Source organism: Peribacillus psychrosaccharolyticus ATCC 23296 (assembly GCF_000305495.1).
Classification (GTDB): Bacteria; Bacillota; Bacilli; order Bacillales; family DSM-1321; genus Peribacillus; species Peribacillus psychrosaccharolyticus.
In genome coordinates this window covers 1-646 of sequence record NZ_AJTN02000126.1, presented here as the reverse complement: position 1 = coordinate 646, position 646 = coordinate 1, and the positions used below count along the sequence as shown (strand labels likewise).

Genomic DNA, 646 nt, shown 5'->3' with positions numbered 1-646 from the left:
AACGTGAATATCGGCATTTTTTTATCAGATTTAATTCATCAACAAATTGTTAACTGGAATGGACCGGATACTAACCTCCACCTATTTTTAGGTAATTCTTTAGAAAACGGAGGGGATGCCTATCTTCCCCTATTTAAAAAGGAGAAGAAAAATATTGTTGTTTCTGGGGTAGCCTTGTTTCACGAAAATAAATTAGTCAGTAAGGTGAGTTCTCGTGATATGTTTATTTTTAAGACATTAGTTCAATCTCATAAACGAGGAATTTATAAGTACAAATTAAAGAATAAGATGCAAAGTAAAGTTGTTGTAGAAAGTATCCGAAGTAGCTCTAATTATGAAGTATCAGGTTCAAAGACAGAGCCCTCCATCCATATTAAGCTTGTAATTAAGGGGCAAATTAAAGAATCATTGGTAAACGAAACGCTTACAAATAGAAAAATGATAAGAAAAATGGAACGGGAATTAGAGAATGACTTAACCCAACAAGCCAAACGGCTCATTAAAGAGTTTCAAGAAAAAGATATTGATCCCCTTAGTTTAAAGAAAAAATACCATGCAAAAAATAAAAATACCAACTACAACGATTGGAAAAAAGTTTATCCTACAATGGACATTTCGATTGATACCGAAGTTCATATTCTTCAAA

At 32.2% G+C, this 646-nt stretch carries 1 protein-coding gene; it reads left to right on the top strand.

Annotated elements, in window-relative coordinates:
- Positions 1-646, top strand: a 646-nt coding sequence (locus WYK_RS06425; protein WP_328286265.1) for a Ger(x)C family spore germination C-terminal domain-containing protein, incomplete at both ends; no start/stop codon positions are given.